The organism is Thalassospira sp. A40-3, assembly GCF_015871485.1.
GTDB lineage: Bacteria > Pseudomonadota > Alphaproteobacteria > Rhodospirillales > Thalassospiraceae > Thalassospira > Thalassospira tepidiphila.
This window is the reverse complement of the sequence record NZ_CP065428.1, coordinates 2,489,712-2,507,044: the sequence shown is the minus strand read 5'-3', so window position 1 is coordinate 2,507,044 and position 17,333 is coordinate 2,489,712. Positions and strand designations below refer to the sequence as shown.

Annotated in this window: 17 protein-coding genes; 10 read left to right on the top strand and 7 right to left on the bottom strand. The window is 55.4% G+C overall.

Features of this window, described 5'->3' with window-relative positions; all coding sequences use genetic code 11:
* Positions 1–44 precede the first annotated feature (44 nt).
* Positions 45–1,997, bottom strand: a complete 1,953-nt coding sequence (locus IT893_RS11435; protein ID WP_252723930.1) for an ATP-binding protein — start codon at positions 1,995–1,997, stop codon at positions 45–47.
* A 302-nt stretch (positions 1,998–2,299) separates the two neighbouring features.
* On the opposite strand from IT893_RS11435, the gene IT893_RS11430 reads away from it, so the two are divergent.
* Together IT893_RS11430 and IT893_RS11425 are read left to right on the top strand one after the other, a co-directional pair.
* Positions 2,300–3,289, top strand: coding sequence for a mitochondrial fission ELM1 family protein (locus tag IT893_RS11430; protein WP_197145247.1), 990 nt, complete (start codon positions 2,300–2,302; stop codon positions 3,287–3,289).
* An 82-nt stretch (positions 3,290–3,371) separates the two neighbouring features.
* Positions 3,372–4,322: an EamA family transporter gene (locus tag IT893_RS11425; RefSeq protein WP_197145246.1), complete on the top strand. Its 951-nt coding sequence runs from the start codon at positions 3,372–3,374 to the stop codon at positions 4,320–4,322.
* A 53-nt stretch (positions 4,323–4,375) separates the two neighbouring features.
* Here IT893_RS11425 and hemN read toward each other — a convergent pair whose 3' ends face one another.
* From hemN to IT893_RS11405, 4 genes are all read right to left on the bottom strand, one after another.
* Entirely contained in the window at positions 4,376–5,731 is a 1,356-nt protein-coding gene (hemN, locus tag IT893_RS11420) for an oxygen-independent coproporphyrinogen III oxidase (RefSeq protein WP_197145245.1), read from the bottom strand.
* A gap of 69 nt (positions 5,732–5,800) precedes the next feature.
* On the bottom strand, positions 5,801–6,157 hold the full coding sequence (locus IT893_RS11415) for a DUF3088 domain-containing protein (RefSeq protein ID WP_197145244.1): 357 nt from the start codon (positions 6,155–6,157) through the stop codon (positions 5,801–5,803).
* Between the two features lie 61 nt (positions 6,158–6,218).
* The gene (locus IT893_RS11410; protein WP_197145243.1) at positions 6,219–6,647 is read right to left on the bottom strand and encodes an HIT domain-containing protein; all 429 of its coding nucleotides are present in this window, start codon (positions 6,645–6,647) and stop codon (positions 6,219–6,221) included.
* A gap of 153 nt (positions 6,648–6,800) precedes the next feature.
* Positions 6,801–7,493 (bottom strand): FMN-dependent NADH-azoreductase, encoded by a 693-nt coding sequence (locus IT893_RS11405; RefSeq protein ID WP_252723929.1) that lies wholly within the window; start codon positions 7,491–7,493, stop codon positions 6,801–6,803.
* A gap of 120 nt (positions 7,494–7,613) precedes the next feature.
* Here IT893_RS11405 and gcvA point away from each other — a divergent pair, with 120 nt between their 5' ends.
* Positions 7,614–8,522 carry a transcriptional regulator GcvA gene (gene gcvA / locus IT893_RS11400; protein WP_197145242.1) on the top strand — a complete coding sequence of 303 codons (909 nt, stop codon included), beginning with the start codon at positions 7,614–7,616 and terminating at the stop codon, positions 8,520–8,522.
* A gap of 64 nt (positions 8,523–8,586) precedes the next feature.
* Complete coding sequence (gene otnI / locus IT893_RS11395) at positions 8,587–9,378, top strand: 2-oxo-tetronate isomerase (protein ID WP_197145241.1); 792 nt, start codon at positions 8,587–8,589, stop codon at positions 9,376–9,378.
* Positions 9,379–9,387: 9 nt separating this feature from the next.
* On the opposite strand, the gene IT893_RS11390 is transcribed toward otnI, so the two are convergent.
* Together IT893_RS11390 and IT893_RS11385 are read right to left on the bottom strand one after the other, a co-directional pair.
* Positions 9,388–10,650, bottom strand: coding sequence for a glycerate kinase (locus IT893_RS11390; protein WP_197145240.1), 1,263 nt, complete (start codon positions 10,648–10,650; stop codon positions 9,388–9,390).
* A gap of 44 nt (positions 10,651–10,694) precedes the next feature.
* Positions 10,695–11,444 carry a FadR/GntR family transcriptional regulator gene (locus tag IT893_RS11385; protein ID WP_063087159.1) on the bottom strand — a complete coding sequence of 250 codons (750 nt, stop codon included), beginning with the start codon at positions 11,442–11,444 and terminating at the stop codon, positions 10,695–10,697.
* Positions 11,445–11,737: 293 nt separating this feature from the next.
* On the opposite strand from IT893_RS11385, the gene IT893_RS11380 reads away from it, so the two are divergent.
* From IT893_RS11380 to IT893_RS11355, 6 genes are all read left to right on the top strand, one after another.
* Positions 11,738–12,538: an N-formylglutamate amidohydrolase gene (locus IT893_RS11380; protein ID WP_197145239.1), complete on the top strand. Its 801-nt coding sequence runs from the start codon at positions 11,738–11,740 to the stop codon at positions 12,536–12,538.
* A gap of 1 nt (position 12,539) precedes the next feature.
* The gene (locus tag IT893_RS11375; RefSeq protein ID WP_008891343.1) at positions 12,540–13,709 is read left to right on the top strand and encodes a carboxylate-amine ligase; all 1,170 of its coding nucleotides are present in this window, start codon (positions 12,540–12,542) and stop codon (positions 13,707–13,709) included.
* A 378-nt stretch (positions 13,710–14,087) separates the two neighbouring features.
* A complete protein-coding gene (locus IT893_RS11370; protein ID WP_007090950.1) occupies positions 14,088–14,333 on the top strand; it encodes a DUF2312 domain-containing protein in 246 nt (81 codons plus the stop codon).
* 78 nt (positions 14,334–14,411) lie between these two features.
* Entirely contained in the window at positions 14,412–14,858 is a 447-nt protein-coding gene (locus tag IT893_RS11365; RefSeq protein ID WP_197145238.1) for an MmcB family DNA repair protein, read from the top strand.
* Between the two features lie 296 nt (positions 14,859–15,154).
* Positions 15,155–15,592 carry a hypothetical protein gene (locus tag IT893_RS11360; protein WP_197145237.1) on the top strand — a complete coding sequence of 146 codons (438 nt, stop codon included), beginning with the start codon at positions 15,155–15,157 and terminating at the stop codon, positions 15,590–15,592.
* Between the two features lie 36 nt (positions 15,593–15,628).
* Positions 15,629–17,329 carry a methyl-accepting chemotaxis protein gene (locus IT893_RS11355; RefSeq protein ID WP_197145236.1) on the top strand — a complete coding sequence of 567 codons (1,701 nt, stop codon included), beginning with the start codon at positions 15,629–15,631 and terminating at the stop codon, positions 17,327–17,329.
* Positions 17,330–17,333 lie beyond the last annotated feature (4 nt).

The following is a 17,333-nucleotide window of genomic DNA, read 5'->3' as shown; positions in this document are numbered from 1 at the left end:
CTTATCCTTTGACCTGATAACTGGATCAGAGGACAATTTGCGTGTCAGCCCTGATCGTGATGGTTTGCAAGGTGTGTGCGGGTTTCTGAAGGTGTTTTAGCAGCCGTGAAGGCGGGCGTCGAGATGCTGTTTTTCGGCTCCGCATCGCCGGGGCCATCATAGCGGAGCTCGACAATGAAGGATGCGCCGCCTTGCGGGCGGTTTTCCGCACGGAGCGTTCCGCCAAAGCTTCGAATGATGCCATAACAGATCGAAAGCCCAAGCCCCAGACCATCACCAAACGGTTTGGTGGTAAAGAAGGGGTCAAAAAGCTTGGGCAGGTTATCTGGCAAAATGCCATGCCCGTTGTCATTGACCTTCACAATCACCCGGTCTTCGCCGCCGGTGATCGCGATATCAATTTCGGGGTTTGCCATATTCTGGCAGGCATCCGCCGCGTTATTGATCAGATTGGTAAAGACCTGGGTCAGCTGATTGGCTTCGGCAATGACGTGTTTGACATCGCCGTGCTGGTGCAGGGTGATGTTTTCGACACCTGCGCGCCCGCTTTCAATCGCAAGATCAATTGCCATTTGCATCTGGGCCGGGACATCGACCGGATGATTATCCTGTTCCGGGCGGCGCGAAAATGTTTTGAGATTGCCGGTAATGCGCCCCATGCGATCGGTCAGTTCTGAAATCCGTTGCAGGTTGCGGTTTGCCGTTTCCTTATTGTCGCGTGCGATGAACTTCATCGCGTTTTCCGCATAGTTCCGGATGGCGGTCAGGGGCTGGTTGATTTCATGGGCGATCCCGGCGGACATCTGACCAAGGGCGGCAAGCTTGCTGGTTTGGACCAGCTCGGCCTGGGCCGTGCGAAGCGCGTCTTCGGTGCGTGACCGTTCGGTAATTTCTTCTGCAAGTCGCTGGTTGGTGTTCATAAGGTCGGTCGTGCGCAGGCGAACCTGTCGTTCAAGTTCGCGTTGCGACCAGTCGCGGATTTCAAGCTGTTCAAGCATCGCGCGCCGGCGTTGCAGGATGATGAAAATCAGACCGGTCAGAATGATATGCGCAGCGCCGCCCATTGCACCGGCACTGATCACGGATCGATCCAGCACGGATTTATCGGTCAAAAGAAACATTCGCCAGCCCTGTTTGGGAAGTGTGCTTGCCGTCACGAGATAAGTTGTCTTGTTTGGCGTGGTCTGGCGCGTTTGCACTTTACCGGTTGCTTGTTCGTTGGCAGATCTTGCTTCGTCTTCGCTGGCAACCGGGCCGAGGCTGAGGATTGCCGGGCTATCATCAACAGGCCATGCCCCATCCAGCAACGGCATGGGTTCAAGCGGGTAGTCACCATATTTGCGCGACGCGATCAGGCGGGGGCGATCATTGTTGCCGAGCCCGGCAAGGTCGCGAAACCGCCAATCGAGATTGGATGAAATGATAACGACGCCGTTCTGATCGGTGACCAGAACGCTTTCGCTGCCGCGTGCCCAACGCTGCACAAGGGTTTCAAGGTGGGTCTTGACCACCACGGCACCGGCAAAACTCGTCCCGTCCGGGCGCACCGGGTGGGAGATATAATAGCCCGGTACGTTCGAGGTAATCCCGAAGGCAAAGTAATGACCGGTCAGGCCGCTTTTGGCCTGCTGGAAATAGGGGCGGAATGAAAAGTTGCGTCCGATAAAGGACGCATCGCTGTTCCAGTTGCTGGCAGCCAGGGTGTCGCCATTTTGATCCATGAAATAGATGTCTGAGGCGCCGCTGTCGGCTGCCAGTTTTTCAAGGTAAATGTTGACGGCCTTTGCAATCACCGGATCGGCATGGATTGCAAGATCGATGATGCGTTTATCCGATGCCAGCGTAATCGGCAGATATTCGTGTTCCTTGATCGCGCCCTGAAGGTTGGATCGATACAGCTCAAGCTTGTTGCGGCCATCTTCGGTGATGTCGATCAGCTTTGCCTCATGCCAGAACGTCGTGACCAACCATACTGTTACCGGCAGCAGTGCAAGCAAACCGCATAATACGATCCGGGATATTCTTTTGATTGAAACCGAAGAGTTCAGCATTCTGTCCACGTTGGCGTTGGGCTTTGATCTACCCCTTCTTAAGGGTGGGAAGTCTTCCCTTAAAGGTGGGGCGTCGGGATTAGATTACAAAAAGATTTCAAAGCCCAGCGCAAATTTTACCGATTCTTCTCGTGCTTGATAATCGTTGGATCAGGCTGTACCTATCAGGAAAGCATCCGCGGGATTTTCAGACCACATTTATGCACGGTTGATCAAGCCCGAACAAACCTGTCAGGAAAGTTCCCTGCATGAGCGACGAAGACACACACCTGATCTGGGTTCTGGCCGATGACCGGACCGGCAATGTCAATCAGTGTTTGGGGGTTGCCGAGGCTCTGGCACAGCCTTTCAAGCGCATTGATATCGGGTTTACAAAATTTGTGCGTCTTCCGAACTTTATCCGCCGAACCAGTCTGATCGGGATTGATGAGGCATCGCGCAGGCGACTGGTGGCGCCATGGCCGGATCTTGTCATCTGTTGCGGGCGGCGTTCCGCGCCCGTGGCGCGCTGGATCAAAAAGCAAAGTCGCGGCCATACCCGCATTTGCATCATCATGCGCCCGGATGGCTTCGAAAGTGCCTTTGATCTTATTGCCGTCCCGGCACATGACCGTTCTGTCATTCGTGAAAATATCGTCGAAATCCCGGGTGCGCCGCACCGTGTGACCGAAAGCAGGCTTTTGATCGAGGCCGACAAATGGCGCCCGCATTTCAAAGGTCTGCCCGAGCCAAAGTTCGCCCTGATCATTGGCGGAAGTACCAAGCGCACGACCTTTACCAAAGACATGGCAGAACAACTGATCGACAAGGCGGTTGAAGCCGCAAGTGCGGTCAACGGGTCTTTGCTTGTCACCACCAGCCGCCGTACGGGTGTGGAAAACGAAGCCCTGATCGCCGAGCGGTTGGCAGCGTCCGGCGTGCCTTATCACCTGCATGACTGGACATCCCAGGCCGAAAACCCGTATTTCGGCTATCTCGCGCTTGCCGATGTGAAGATCGTGACCAGTGATTCCGTTTCGATGTGTTGTGAGGCGGCCGCGGCACCGGGTGGTGTCTATATCTTTGATCCCGATGGTCTGGCCAACAAGCGGCATAAACGCCTGCATCAAAGCCTTTATGAAGGCGGCTATGCCAGACCGCTTTTGCCCGACACCGAACTGGTGCCATTCAAGCATCCGTCCTTGCAGCCGGCCCGCATGGTTGCGCAGCGCTGTCTGGAGCTTTTGGGGGCTCCCTGACCTGAAAGGTCGATAACACCTTGTTTTGTTGTGGTGTATCGGGTCTATTCACCGGGCACCACCACCAAGGAATATCGCCCCGATGTCTTCGTCCCCGACCGATCCCACAGCTGTGCGTGTGTTAAATGCACCGCAATTGTTTCCACGCCACATTGCAGTTGCGATTTTGGCCGCTGTTGCCTGCTTTTTTGCGGCAAACCATGTTGCCGCACGCCTGACTTTTGAAAACGGGACAGGGCTGCTTCTGGCTGTTTTATGCCGCTCGGCTGTTGCGCTTTCGATCCTGATTGCGATCGTCTATTTCAAACGTCATTCCATTCGTTTGCCGCGGGTTCTGGTGCGCTGGCAATTGGTGCTTGGCCTGATGATCACGATCCAGAGCCTGTGTCTTTATTCCGCTGTGGCCCGTGTGCCGGTCGCCCTGGCGCTGCTGACGGCCAATACCTTTCCGATCATTCTTGCCTTGCTGACATGGGGGCTCGGCGGTCCGCGCCCGACATTGCGTGCGGCAGGTTTGATGTTGTTTATCCTGTCGGGTCTTGTGCTTGCGCTTGATCTGCCGGGTATTCTCGGCGGCGGGGCTGAGGTGACATCAAGTTGGTGGATGGGCATCGGCTTTGCGCTGATGGCAGCGACCGTTCTTTCGGTGGCCTTCTGGGTAACCGATCACAAGCTTGCCGGGATCAGCGGGCCGGTACGCTCGATGTTCACCATGCTGGTTGTTTTTGTTTCGATGATCATTGCCGGGATCGGCGATGTTGTGCCGGGTGGTATGGGGCTTCCGAATGCCATGCCGGGATGGATGGGGCTTATGGCCTTGATGCTGCTGTACGGCGGGGCGTTCGCGGTTCTGTTCATCAATGTGCCGCGCCTTGATATGGCGCGCAATGCGCCGGTGATGAATATGGAGCCAATCGCTACATTGCTGTTTGGCTGGGTCATTCTGGGGCAGATGATCAGCCCGATCCAGATGCTGGGCGGTCTGGTCGTCGTCAGCGGTATTGTCATTCTGACCCTGCGCAAAGGGGCCTGAGTCGAATAAAAAAAGGGAGCCATTTGGCTCCCTTCATGCAGCGTGTTTGTTTATCAAACGGCTTGTGAATGACGCCCGTGCGCGTGGTTCAGATAGGTATCAAATGCTGCGCAAACCGCGCGCACCAGCGGACGGCCCAACTCGCTCAGTTTAATGTAATTTCCCTGAACTTCGACAATGCCATCCCGGGTCATTGCCTTGATGCGCTCAAGCTCTGGCGCGAAGCGATCGGCCGAAATGCCGTGGCTGGCGCAAACCGGGTCAAGGTCGACGGCAAGATTGCACATCAACTCATTAATGATGTCGCGGCGCAATTTGTCTTCGCTGGTGAGGGCAACACCCTTTTCAATGGCGCATTTGCCACCTTCGACTGCGCGCTGCCAGCGGGCCAGTGCCGGGTCATTTTGCGCATAGCCCTGCGGCAGGGACGAAATTGCAGACGGGCCAAACCCGATCAGGGCTTCTGCCCGGTCGGTGGTGTAACCTTGGAAGTTCCGGTGCAGCAGGCCATCAGACAGGGCGCGCGCCATGCTGTCGGCCTGATGGGCGAAGTGATCAAGGCCGATGGCGACAAAGCCATGTTTGGCAAGGCGGTTCTGGATTTCCTCATACTGTGCCCAGCGTTCCCCGGTATTTGGCAGGGCCTCGGTCGGGATAAGCTGTTGATGCTTTTTCATCCATGGCACATGGGCATAGCCAAAGACCGACAGGCGATCAGGGCACAGCTCCACCGTCTGATCAACCGTTTCGCGCAGTGAGTCCACGGTCTGGAACGGCAGGCCATACATCAGATCGACATTGATGCCGGCAATCCCGTGCGAGCGCAGTTTGGCAATCACATCACGGACAAGCTGCATGCTTTGAATACGGTTGACCGCCGTCTGGACCTGTTGGTTGAAATCCTGAATGCCGATGCTGGCACGGTTAAAGCCGCACTCGACCATGGCTTCCATGAAATCATCGGTCGCAGTGCGCGGATCCATTTCAATGGCGATTTCGGCATCATCAAGGATATCAAGGCGAGAACGGATTGCGGCCATGATGGCGCGCAGGTCGTCGGCCTTGAGGATGGTCGGGCTGCCGCCGCCAAAGTGAATGTGCGACACTGTGAATTTCTGGTCGGCAGGCAGTTTGCCAAGCGTACCTTCGATCTCGGTCAGAAGGGCTGTGACATAGCCATTCACCGGCTTGTAAGTTTTGGTGATCTTGGTGTTGCAGCCGCAGAACCAGCACATTTCCTCGCAATAGGGGACATGCAGATAAAGCGATAACGGTTGCGCGGGATCAAGATCACCCAGCCAGCCTTCAAACACCTCGCCATTCACATCGGCATGGAAATGCGGCGCGGTCGGATAGCTGGTATAGCGCGGCAGTCGCAGGTCGTATTTTTCGTAAAGGGCAAGCTGCATGACGGACATCCCGAAAATTCGTTCTGTCCGTCTTTTGCATTATTCCAAACTTGCCTGCCTTGATATGCGTCAAGGGTGGGGAACAGGGAAACCGTGTCGTTCGCTTAACGCCAGCAAAATGTTGTCCTTGCCATCAATGAAGGTATGACCATTTGCTGTGCCGGTTTGAAGCGATGATGTATCGCCAGATTTCAGGATCATTACCGGAAGTGACTGATGATCTTCGCCCAGAAGCGCAATCACATCGTGCCGTGGGCGAGGCCAATTGATATGGCGAATATCAAGTCCGGCAAGCAAGTCCGGGAAAGATCCCAAAACCCCGTCAATCAACGCACAATGCCAGCAGTAAAAGCGTTGGTTTGGCCAAGCAGGATCTTCAAAGTCGGGTTTGAGCAGGAATATCGTATCGCGTTCCAGATCCGGCATGGGGTTTGGCCTTTTTGGTGGTGGCACTCGGTTTGCGCCTTGGCGATGTCAGGGACGGCCTTCAAAGATGCTTGAAGGCCGATATCAGATCGGCACGAAGGGCGGCCAGACGGTCACGGCCTTCGTCTTCGTCGTAGGGTTCGGCGGTGCCAACGCCCCAAACTGGGCCTGGCCATGCGGCATCATCCTTAAAGCGGCCGATGACGTGGCAATGAAGCTGCGGAACCATATTGCCCAGCATCGCGACATTGGTTTTGAAGGCATCAAAGCGACGTTTGATGACGCTTGAAACCGCCGCGACCTCATCACCAAGGGTTTTGCGGTCTACCGCACTCAGATCGTCATAATCGACAAGGTCGGGGCGTCTGGGCACCAGAATGAGCCAAGGATAACGTGCATCATTCATCAAAAGCACATGCGATAGCGGCCCGTCGGTGACAAGGGTGGTATCGGCGGCAAGCTGGGGATGAAGTGTGAATGCGTTATTCATGGTCAGTCCTTGTTATCGTGATAGCCCGATCAATGTCCCTGCTTATAACCTGCCGTTCTTTCTCTGTCTTGGTCTGTGGTGTGAAATCCGTCAGATGGCTGTGCGGATATGTGCGAAAATTGGCGGGAAGGTCAGGCCCTCCCGCCCGGTAAATCATGCGACCTTTACATCGCGGTGTTTGGCAAGAAGCAGATCAACAAGACCGATGACTTCTTGTTCGGCTGCGTGAATGGAGGCCTCGGTTCGTTCGTCGGCAAATTCGTCATATTCAATGGCCGCACCAAACTGATCGGTGATGCCGATATATTGCAGCGGGGTAAACAGCCCGCCTTCGACAAAGTTCAGGTGCGCAATACGACCATCCGGCCCATAGCCATAGTCGCCACGTGATGACAGGGCGACAATCGATTTGTTGCCGGTCACCATTGGCCAATAGGGAACGTCGCCACGCGTTCGGTCAAAGCCGAATGTCCGGCCAACGCGGACAATGTTATCCACCCAGGCCTTCATCTGTGACGGCATGCCAAAATTATACATTGGCACCCCGGCAACGATGATGTCGGCCGCAAGCAGTTCGTCGACCAATTGATCGCTTTCACTCAAGGTGTGGCGCATCCATTCTTCGCGCTCTTCGGGTTTGGTGAATGCAGCATGGACCCAATCCCCGGTCACCGGGCTTGGCGGATTTGCGCCGACATCGCGGTAGATGACTTCGGTTTCCGGTCGCCTGGCCAGCCAGTGTTCGATGAATTTGGCCGTCAAGCGGCGGCTGTGCGAACCATGTTGTTTCTGATCGGATCTGCCGGGCCGGGCGCTGCTGTCGATATGAAGAATTCTGGTCATCATGTTCTCCATGTGATGAAAATGGTTCATCTGTATTTTGGTTTGATAACCAAGGATTGACGGAATTTTATTCCCACGGCAAAATCGAATTCCTCAGCAAACAGATGAGTTGAATTCATTCATATGTCGTTGCCGCCACTTGCGACGCTGCGCGCCTTTGAAGCCGCAGCACGCCATCAAAGTTTCAAGAATGCCGCATCCGAGCTTGGCGTCACGCCGACTGCGATCAGCCATCAGGTTCGCCTTCTTGAAGAAACGCTGGGTGTCCGGTTGTTTGACCGCAAGCCACGGCAGGTTGTTCTGACCGATGTCGGGCAGGAGTTGTATCCGGTTTTGCGTGATGGCTTTGCCGCCTTTGCCAAGGCGGTTGATCGGGTGCGGAACCGCCCCGTATCGCGCAGCATGACGGTTTCAGTCATTCCATCCTTTGCGGCAAAATGGCTGTTGCCACGCCTGCCCCGGTTTCAGGCAGAATACCCCGATATCAATTTGCGACTTCATACCTCGCCAGAGGCCGTCGATCTGGCCGGTGGTGTGGCGGATGCAGCCATTCGATATGGTGTCGGACCCTATCCGGGATTGGTTGCGCACAAGATGTTTCGCGAACAGTTCGTACCACTTTGCAGTCCGGCATTGGGCCTGAAAAAACCGGAAGACTTGCGCAATGCGACTTTGCTGCATTTTGACTGGCTACGCCCCGATGATGCGACCCCGACATGGCAAAGATGGGGGCAGGTGGCAGGCGCTGCAGATCACTTGCCATCCGCCGGGATCAGTTTTTCCGATGACAGTCACGCCATTCAGGCGGCGATTGCAGGCCAAGGTGTTGTTTTGGCCAGTCCGGTGATGGTGCGCGCAGAAATTGATGCAGGATTGCTGATGATGCCATTTGGCCCGGAAATCAAAGGGCATTGCTATCACTATGTGCATACGGGCCGGGGCGATAACCTTCGCGAAGTTGAAGCATTCGGGGAGTGGATCAGAAGCGAAGTGGCATCTTCGGTGCCAATTCCCGAGCAATCCGACGATTGACGATTGACCTTGCGGGCTGCATCGGAAACCATATGCGATTGTTAATCACTCGTGTGGATGGATCATGCCCCGCTTTGCTGCCAACCTTTCGTTTCTGTTTGCCGACTTGCCGTTTGAAAAACGGTTCGCCGCGGCGGCAGATGCCGGCTTTGTCGGGGTGGAATATATCGGCGCCTATGACATGCCGCTTTCCACGGTCAAATCGCTTTTGAATGACAACGGTCTGGAACAGGTTTTATTTAACCTGCCCGCCGGTAACTGGGAGGCGGGTGACCGCGGTCTTGCATGTCGCCCAGGGCGCGAGGAAGCTTTTCGCGATTCTGTCGTAAAGGCGCTTGATTACGCGGCGGCAACCGATTGCAAGATGCTTCATTGCATGGCCGGGCTGATGGGCAAGGGCGAAGATCCCGGCGAACTTGCCCGGCTTTATTGCGACAATCTGCTTTATGCTGCGGACCTTGCCGATCAGGCCGGGGTCGATATCCTGATCGAGCCGATCAATCCGCTTGATATGCCGGGTTACTTGCTTAATTCCGTTGAACAGGCGGCCGTGATCCTTGAACAGCTTGATCACCCGCGGCTGAAACTGCAGTTCGATATCTATCACGCCCAGATTGTTGGCGGGAACATCGCCGCGCGGCTGGATAAACATATCGACAGCATCGCCCATGTTCAGGTCGCCGGTGCACCGGGTCGGCATGAGCCTGACAGCGGCGAACTTAATTACCCCTTCCTGTTCTATATGCTGGATCGCATTGGCTATGAAGGCTGGATCGGCTGTGAATACAAGCCGCACGGCAAGACCGAAGACGGGCTTGGCTGGGTCCGTCCTTGGATGCCAAAACCCGGTGCCTGATTCCCGAATCTATTCGATCAGAATGGCCCGAAAATCGTTGACGTTGGTCAGGGTCGGGCCGGTCACCAGAAGATCATCGATCTTGGCAAACGCGCTGTACGCATCGTTGTTGGCAAGGTATTCGCGAAGGTCGATACCGGTCTTCTGGGCGGTTTGCCAACTTTTGGCGTCAATGATTGCCCCGGCATTATCTTCGCTGCCATCAATGCCATCGGTGTCAATCGCCAGTGCTGTGAAACCCGGCTGATCGCGAAGTTGCAGCAAAAGTGACAGCAAGAACTCGCTATTGCGGCCACCTCGGCCACCCTTGCCGCGCACGGTGACGGTTGTTTCGCCGCCCGACAGCAGGACACAGGGCTTTGCCGCCGGTTGGCCATGGTTGGCAACCTGATGGGCAATTCCGGCATGGACGATGGCGACTTCGCGTGCCTCACCCTCGATGGCGTCACCAAGGATGACGGCATTCAGCCCCATGTCACGCGCAACCGATGCTGCGGCCTCAAGGCTATCCTGCGGGCGGGCTAGCATGATGGTTTCATGGCCGTCAAAGCAGGGATCATCGGGCTTTATTGTCTCGTCCTCTGCACTTTGCAAAAGGTCCTTGGCGGCCTGCGGAATGTCGATCTGATAATGGCGGATGATATCAAGCGCATCCTGCCCGGTCGTCGGATCGGATACGGTCGGCCCGGATGCAATGATCGCCGGATCATCACCGGGCACATCAGATACAAGATAGGTCACCATGCGCGCCGGTGCCGATGCCTTGGCCAGGCGGCCCCCCTTGATTGCGGAGAGGTGTTTGCGCACGCAGTTCATTTCCGAAATCGTTGCGCCACTGCGCAAAAGCGCCTTGCTGATGGCCTGTTTGTCTTCAAGGGTCAAACCCGGTCCGGGCAGGGCAAGAAGCGCCGATCCACCACCGGAAATCATGCAGACAACCAGATCATCGGGGCCGGCATCAGAAACGATATCAAGGATGCGTTTGGCGGCCTTTTCGCCCGCAGCATCGGGGACCGGGTGGGATGCCTCGACAATTTCGATTTGGTCACACTCAACCGCATGGCCATAGCGGGTGACGACCAGACCTTCGACATCGCCTTTCCAAGCCTTTTCGAATGCACGCGCCATATTGGCCGATGCCTTGCCCGCACCAATGACGATGGTTTTGCCCTTTGGCGGTTCGGGCAGGTTGCGCGGGATCTGAACCCCGGGGTCGGCGGCCTTCAGTGCCGCATCCATCAAAGCCAGAAGTTTTTCGCGCGAAGTCGTCATATCGGGTTTCCCTGATTGGATTGTGGCCGGTTTGGTCCGGGTTTTTAGGTTGCCTGCTTGTCAGATGCGGTCTTGAAGAAATCAATCACGGCCTGCAGATGGTTTGACATCGCCTTTTCGGCGGCGTCCGGGTCGTGGGCCGCGATGGCTTCGATAATGTCGCGGTGATGTTCCTGCACCATGCGGTCAAAGGTCGGGCCGACCATGCCATTGAAGCGGATTTCATTGAGCGCTGCCTGCAACACATCATGCAGCATTTTCATCACGTGATAGTAAATGATCGAGCCTGTCGCCCGGCCGATCATCATGTGCAGTCGGTGGTCATCATCCGCGCGGTATTTGGCGGCCCGCCGTGGGTCATGCGCCTGACGATAGGCCATGCGCAGAAGTTTGATATCCTCGTCACTGGCGTTGATCGCAGCCCGCCGTGCAGCCCAGGTTTCAAGTGTGCAGCGAATTTCCTGAAGATCGCGCAGATTACTGATCGAATCGCGCACCAGATCGGTCATCGCGGTGTCCATGTCGATCCCGGTGGATGACAGGATTTCCGTGCCGCCACCCTGAACCGCACGCAAGTACCCACGTGTCTTGAGCTTTTGCAAGGCGGCGCGCACCGACACGCGGCTGACCGACATGCTTTCGGCAAGCTGTCGTTCGCCGGGCAGGCGATCACCGGGCAGAAAAATGCCATCTGAGATCTTTTCAAGAATTTGATCGGCAACCTGATCGGCAATCCTTTTGGGGCGCTTGGTTTCCGCGTCGTCTTGTGCCTGAAGCGTCTTGGCAGACGGCATGTTGGGTTGTCTCCAATCGTGTTTTTCTCTGCCAGTGCAGCGATATCGATATTGGTTCGCGCAATGGTCATACCAGTTTACGGGATGTTTGGCGGCGACGCAAAGTGTCGATATGCACCACTCGCGCTTATTGCAGTGCAATCTTGTTTCGGTAGGGATAAATTGATAGTTCAACAGGGGATGATCGGCGTATCCGCCCCACTTTCACTGGCGCTTTGGTGGCAGTGGTACCGAGGGATACCGCCATCAAACCAGCAGATACCCAAAGACCACCAGATTTCAGGAGAACTCGCGTGCCGAACCAAGCCGGGACCCTTTTGGGCCATGATGATCCAGCCCCGTTTGAGATATTGAACGAAAACGGCAAGGGTCATTCGCTTTTTGTCTGTGACCACGCGTCCCGGGAGATCCCCAAAAGCCTTGGCACGCTCGGCCTGCCCGAGGAAGAGCGCAAACGCCATATCGGTTGGGATATCGGTGCGCGCAAGGTGACCGAAATTCTGGTCGAACGGTTTGATTGCCGCGCAGTTCTTGGCGGATATTCGCGGCTGGTTATTGATTGCAACCGCCAGCTTTGGGATCCGACGGGGATGCCGGAAATCGCCGATCAGACCGTGGTGCCGGGCAACAAGAATGTCTCGCCCAGCGAACATATGCAGCGCATCCGCGAGATTTTCCTGCCCTATCATTGGGCGATCGAAGAACAGATTGCCAATTTCCACGCCCATAAAATCGCCCCGGCTCTGATTGCCATTCACAGCTTTACACCCGTGTTTCAGGGCTTTGAACGCCCATGGGAAATCGGTGTTTTGTGGGATCAGGATGATCGCATTCCGGTGCCACTGCTTGAAACGCTGCGGGCGCAAAACCCGGATTTGACCATCGGCGATAACGAACCTTATTCCGGGCGTCATTTGGCCGATTACACGATTGACCATCACGGCGAAGCGGCTGGTCTTCCCTGTGTGTCGATTGAAATCCGTCAGGATCTGATCGATACTGACGCGGGATGTGAAAAATGGGCAAAAATCCTTGGCGATGCCTTTGCCGACATCCTTGCGGATCCGAACCTTTACAAGATCAGGAGAGACTGATTTGGCAGGGGCCAACGCGCGCGAGCCGGGATTTTCCATCGGCATAGAAGAAGAATTCTGGCTCGTGGATCGTGAAACGCGCGATCTTGCCAAAGACCCGCCTGCCGAATTCCTCAAGGACGCCAAGGCAAAGCTTGGCGATCAGGTTTCAAGCGAATTTATGCGCTGTCAGGTCGAAACTGGCAGCAAGGTTTGCAACAGCGCACTTGAGGCGCGTGAGCAGCTTATTGAAATGCGCAGCACGCTTTCCGAGGTGGCGGCGAAATACGATATGGCGCTGCTGGCGGCATCGACCCATCCCTTTGCACAATGGGACGATCAGAAACATACCGATGGCGAACGGTACAACACCATCGCGCGCGATCTGCGCACCGTGGTCGACCGTTTGCTGATTTGCGGGATGCATGTTCATGTCGGGATCGAAGATGACGACCTGCGTATCGAACTGATGGCGCAGGCGAGCTATTTTTTGCCCCATCTTCTCGCACTCACCACAAGCTCGCCTTTCTGGCGCGGCAAGGAAACCGGGCTTCAGACATTTCGCTTGTCGGTGTTTGATAACCTGCCGCGCACCGGCCTTCCGGAAGTGTTTGGATCCTGGGCGGAATATCGCCGCCATGTCGATATGCTGATCAATGCCGGCGTGATCGAGGATGGCACAAAGCTTTGGTGGGATTTGCGGCCAAGTGATCGCTGGCCGACCCTTGAAATGCGGATCGCCGATGTTTGTACCGACCTTGAGGACGCGGTCTGTGTTGCATCGATTACGCGATGTTTGATGCGCATGCTGTATCGTTTGCGGCGCAACAATCAACGCTGGCGGATTTATGCCAACATGCTTGTGCGTGAAAACCGCTGGCGGGCATGCCGTTATGGCAGTGATCCGGGCGAGAAGGCCGGTCTGATCGATTTTGGCCGGGGTGAAATCGTGCCCTATGCAGATCTGCTTGAGGAGATCTTGGAGCTGATCCGGCCCGATGCTGAATTCTTTGGTTGTGTTGATGAAGTCGAACATGCACGCACCATCATAAAACGCGGCACCAGTGCGCGCAGACAGCGCGAAATCTATGACGCAGCAATCGAACTCGGCGCCTCGTCAAAGGACGCATTGATCGCGGTTGCCGACGTGCTGATTGAACGGACAGATCCCAACGCAAGATCGGATACCTAGAGTCTGCTCCGATTATCTTACATCGTTTTGCCGAGGACATTCTTGTGTCCGGCAAGGAATGGATCGCAGGGCGTAGCGGTGCTACGGTCAAGATCCGTGACGCTGCAGGGCGGATGGATGTCCCGGCCCGAAGGGTTCGGTTTGGCGATGTTTCGCTGCGTTACACCGCTTGAACGATGCTCCACATCGCCCTTCGCGCTGTGCCTTGCCAAATAGATTCGCCAAACACTAACAAAAGCGATGCAAGCTAATCGGAGCAGACTCTAACGGCTTGTCAGCGACCGGTGCATTGAGTATCGTCGCGCCGAAACGGGTTTGGGCCCTTTGAATTCCGCGCATCGGATATCCGCTGTGCAATCCATCATCGGAGAAGAATTGATGACCGAAGTCGGTGGTATCGCAGCCGATCAGCTTGCGAGTTATGTCGAGCGTATCGAACGCCTTGAAGAAGAAAAAGCCAACCTGATGGCTGACATCAAGGAAGTCTATGGCGAAGCCAAGGCGCTTGGCTATGACGTGAAAATCCTGCGCCAGATCATTCGTCTGCGCAAAATGGAAGACCACGAGCGCACCGAACAGGAAGAAATCCTGGAAGTGTACAAACGTGCGCTGGGTATGAGCTGACACCATCCTGTCAGCAGACCTGCCGAGAATACCAAAAGCCCGCTTTCAAGCGGGCTTTTGCGTTTGTAATCTTGGTACATGACAACCGCATCCCGCCCCGAAATCACCGCCGAGGTCACCGAAGGTGTCTGTCGGCTGTTATATCATCACGAAATGGCCTGCCTGACGGAGCTTCGTCTGGGCAATGGTCGCAGGCTTGATGTGCTGGCGCTTGGCCCCAAAGGGGAGCTGTGGGCGGTCGAGGTTAAATCATCGGTCGAGGATTTCCGTGTCGACCAAAAATGGCATAGCTATCTGGATTACTGTGACCGGTTCTTTTTTGCTGTTCCAATGCACTTTCCCAAGGATCTGATTCCTGATGATGTCGGACTGATCGTTGCCGACCGCTTTGAGGCCGCGATCATCCGTGCAAGTGCGGAAAAAAAGCTTTCCGCAGCGCGTCGAAAAAAGCTCCTGATCTCCTTCGGACAGGCCGCAGCAGCGCGAGTAAACAAGTTTTCTTCAAAGGAAAATGTATTGGGATAGGCTCTCGAAAGGATAGTTTCCTGTTATTATTTCATATTTATGAATGGCATTAAGTTGTTGATATTTAGGTAATAATGTGGATTTCAACTTTTGATATACATCTGAGTAGTATCAAAACGTATAGGTTTAGGTGTGACGAAGCGCACTGGTCTAAGGGTTGTGTTTGTGCGATGCAATATAAGCATTGCGAGAACGTTTGGGCCAGACTGAGCAGTTTTCGATTTCTGTCTTTGACCTTTGTGTCGACTGGCCCGTGTTGGGTGTAACGCCCGGTTCCTTCGTCGGGGGACGATGACATGGCGGAAAAGAAACGTGCGATCGCTTTGGCTGGTGGTGGACCAGCAGTTGGTTTGAGCATCGGCGCCCTAAAAAGGGAGCGCTTGAACCCCGATCTCGACGAGGTGTGGGTCAGTCGCATCCTTGACATCAAACAGATCCGCCAACCCGAAAATCTTTATGACGCGCTGAACAATCTGGTGATGCTGTATGCGGCAACCACCAGTGAAGATGACGTCAAGCTCTTCACTTGCAAGGTCGCCGAAAGCGGGCGCGATATCCGGGTCACCGAAATCCCGGTTGAAGCCAATATCAGCTGCGACTGGACGTGGGAAAACCTCGATCGAAGCATCGGGGACGGCTATCGCGCGACCAACGATGTTCTTTCTGCATATCGAAATACCACCGGCGACGTGACTGTTGCCAAACTTCTGGCGGCAAGTAACGACGCCGCCTGATGTCATCTGTGAATGTCAATTTTGGATATCCAAAGAATGAAGACTTTTGCGAATCTGAATATCGGGACCAAACTTTCCATTTTGCCGGTAATTGCGGTTATTGCGATCATCGCTGTCAGCCTGATTGGCGGGCGGGCCATCATGTCACTTTCTGATGGTCTGGAATTCGCTGTCAGCAAGGCATATCCCGAGGTCAAGGATATTGGCGAGATTGATCGCAATGTGACCCGGGTGCACCAGACCCTTTATCGCATGCTTTCCTGGTCTGCCGCCGGTGTTGAAGGGGATCGGATGGAAGCCGTTTCCCAGGATCTTGAAACCCAGATCGAAGAAGCGCGTCAGTCCTTCGTAACGTTGCTTGAAAACGAAAGTCTCCCGGAATCCGGCCGCCAGATGTCGGTTGATGCGCAGGAACGCTTTGATGGCTATCTTGGCAAGGTCAATCAGGTCCTTGGCATGCTCGACATTGATTATACCGGGGCGCTCAGCTTTTCCTGGTCTGCACAGTCCGACTATGAAGCACTGATGGACATTCTTTCCAAGCTGCGCGGAACCGCAGAACTCAGAATGGACAGTGCGAGCGGTGCGGCCATGGAAGTTGGCAGTTCGGCACAGGATCAGACAATTATCGCGGCTGTGTCGGCATCTATCGCCATGGCGGTGATCAGTTTTGTCATCGCAAGCCTGATCGGTGCGCCGGTCAAAAAGCTGACCCATGTCATGCGCGAAATTGCCGAAGGCAAAACCGACATATCGGTTCCCTATACCGCGCGCAAGGATGAGATGGGCAAGATGGCCGATGCGGTTGAGGTGTTCCGCCAGAACGCCGAAAGCCTTGAAGCCGCGGAAGAACAGCGCCTGCAGGATGAAGCCCGTGCGGTCGAGGAAAAACGCCTGATCATGCAGGAACTGGCGCGCGATATTGAAACGTCGGTACAGGGCACAGCAACGGCAGTCAGTGCCGCGATCGAGGAGATCGGCGCATCTGCATCAGCGCTTCTCGACAATGCCGAGCGCACCGACCATCAGAGCGAAAACGCCTTTGATGCATCCGGCAAGTCCAGCCACAACATGGGCGAGATCGCCCAGGCGGCATCCGGCCTGGCCTCGGCGATTGCCAATATCAGCGAGGAAATCCAGAAAAGTAGCCGTCAGGCACAGGAAGCCAGCGAACAGGCCCGCGACGCCGATGAGAAAATCCGCCGTCTTGAAGAAGCCAGCATCCGTATCGAGGATGTCGCTGCCCTGATCGGCAATATTGCTGAGCAGACCAACCTTCTGGCACTTAACGCCACGATTGAATCGGCCCGTGCCGGTGAGGCCGGCAAAGGGTTCGCCGTTGTTGCCAACGAGGTCAAAAACCTTGCCAGCCAGACGGCGAAATCGACCGAGGAAATTGCATCTGAAATTGCCAATGTCCGTGCCGAAACCGGACAGGCGGTTGAGGCGATCCGAACGATTGTCGAAAGCGTTCAGGGCATCAACGAAATTCTGAGACTGACGGCTGAATCTGTCATGGAGCAAGGCAATGCGACAGGCCAGATCAGCACCAGTATCACCGAGGCTGCCGGTTATGCGGAAACCGTGTCAGGCGGCATTGGTGATGTGCGCGACATTGCCCGGGCGACCCGTGATTCTGCGGGAAGTGTGGGCGAGGCAACCGCAGAGCTTAGCCGCGAAATGGCAGGGCTAAGCAGTTCGGTTGACGGTCTTGTTGCACGGCTGCGCGCCGTCTGACGGA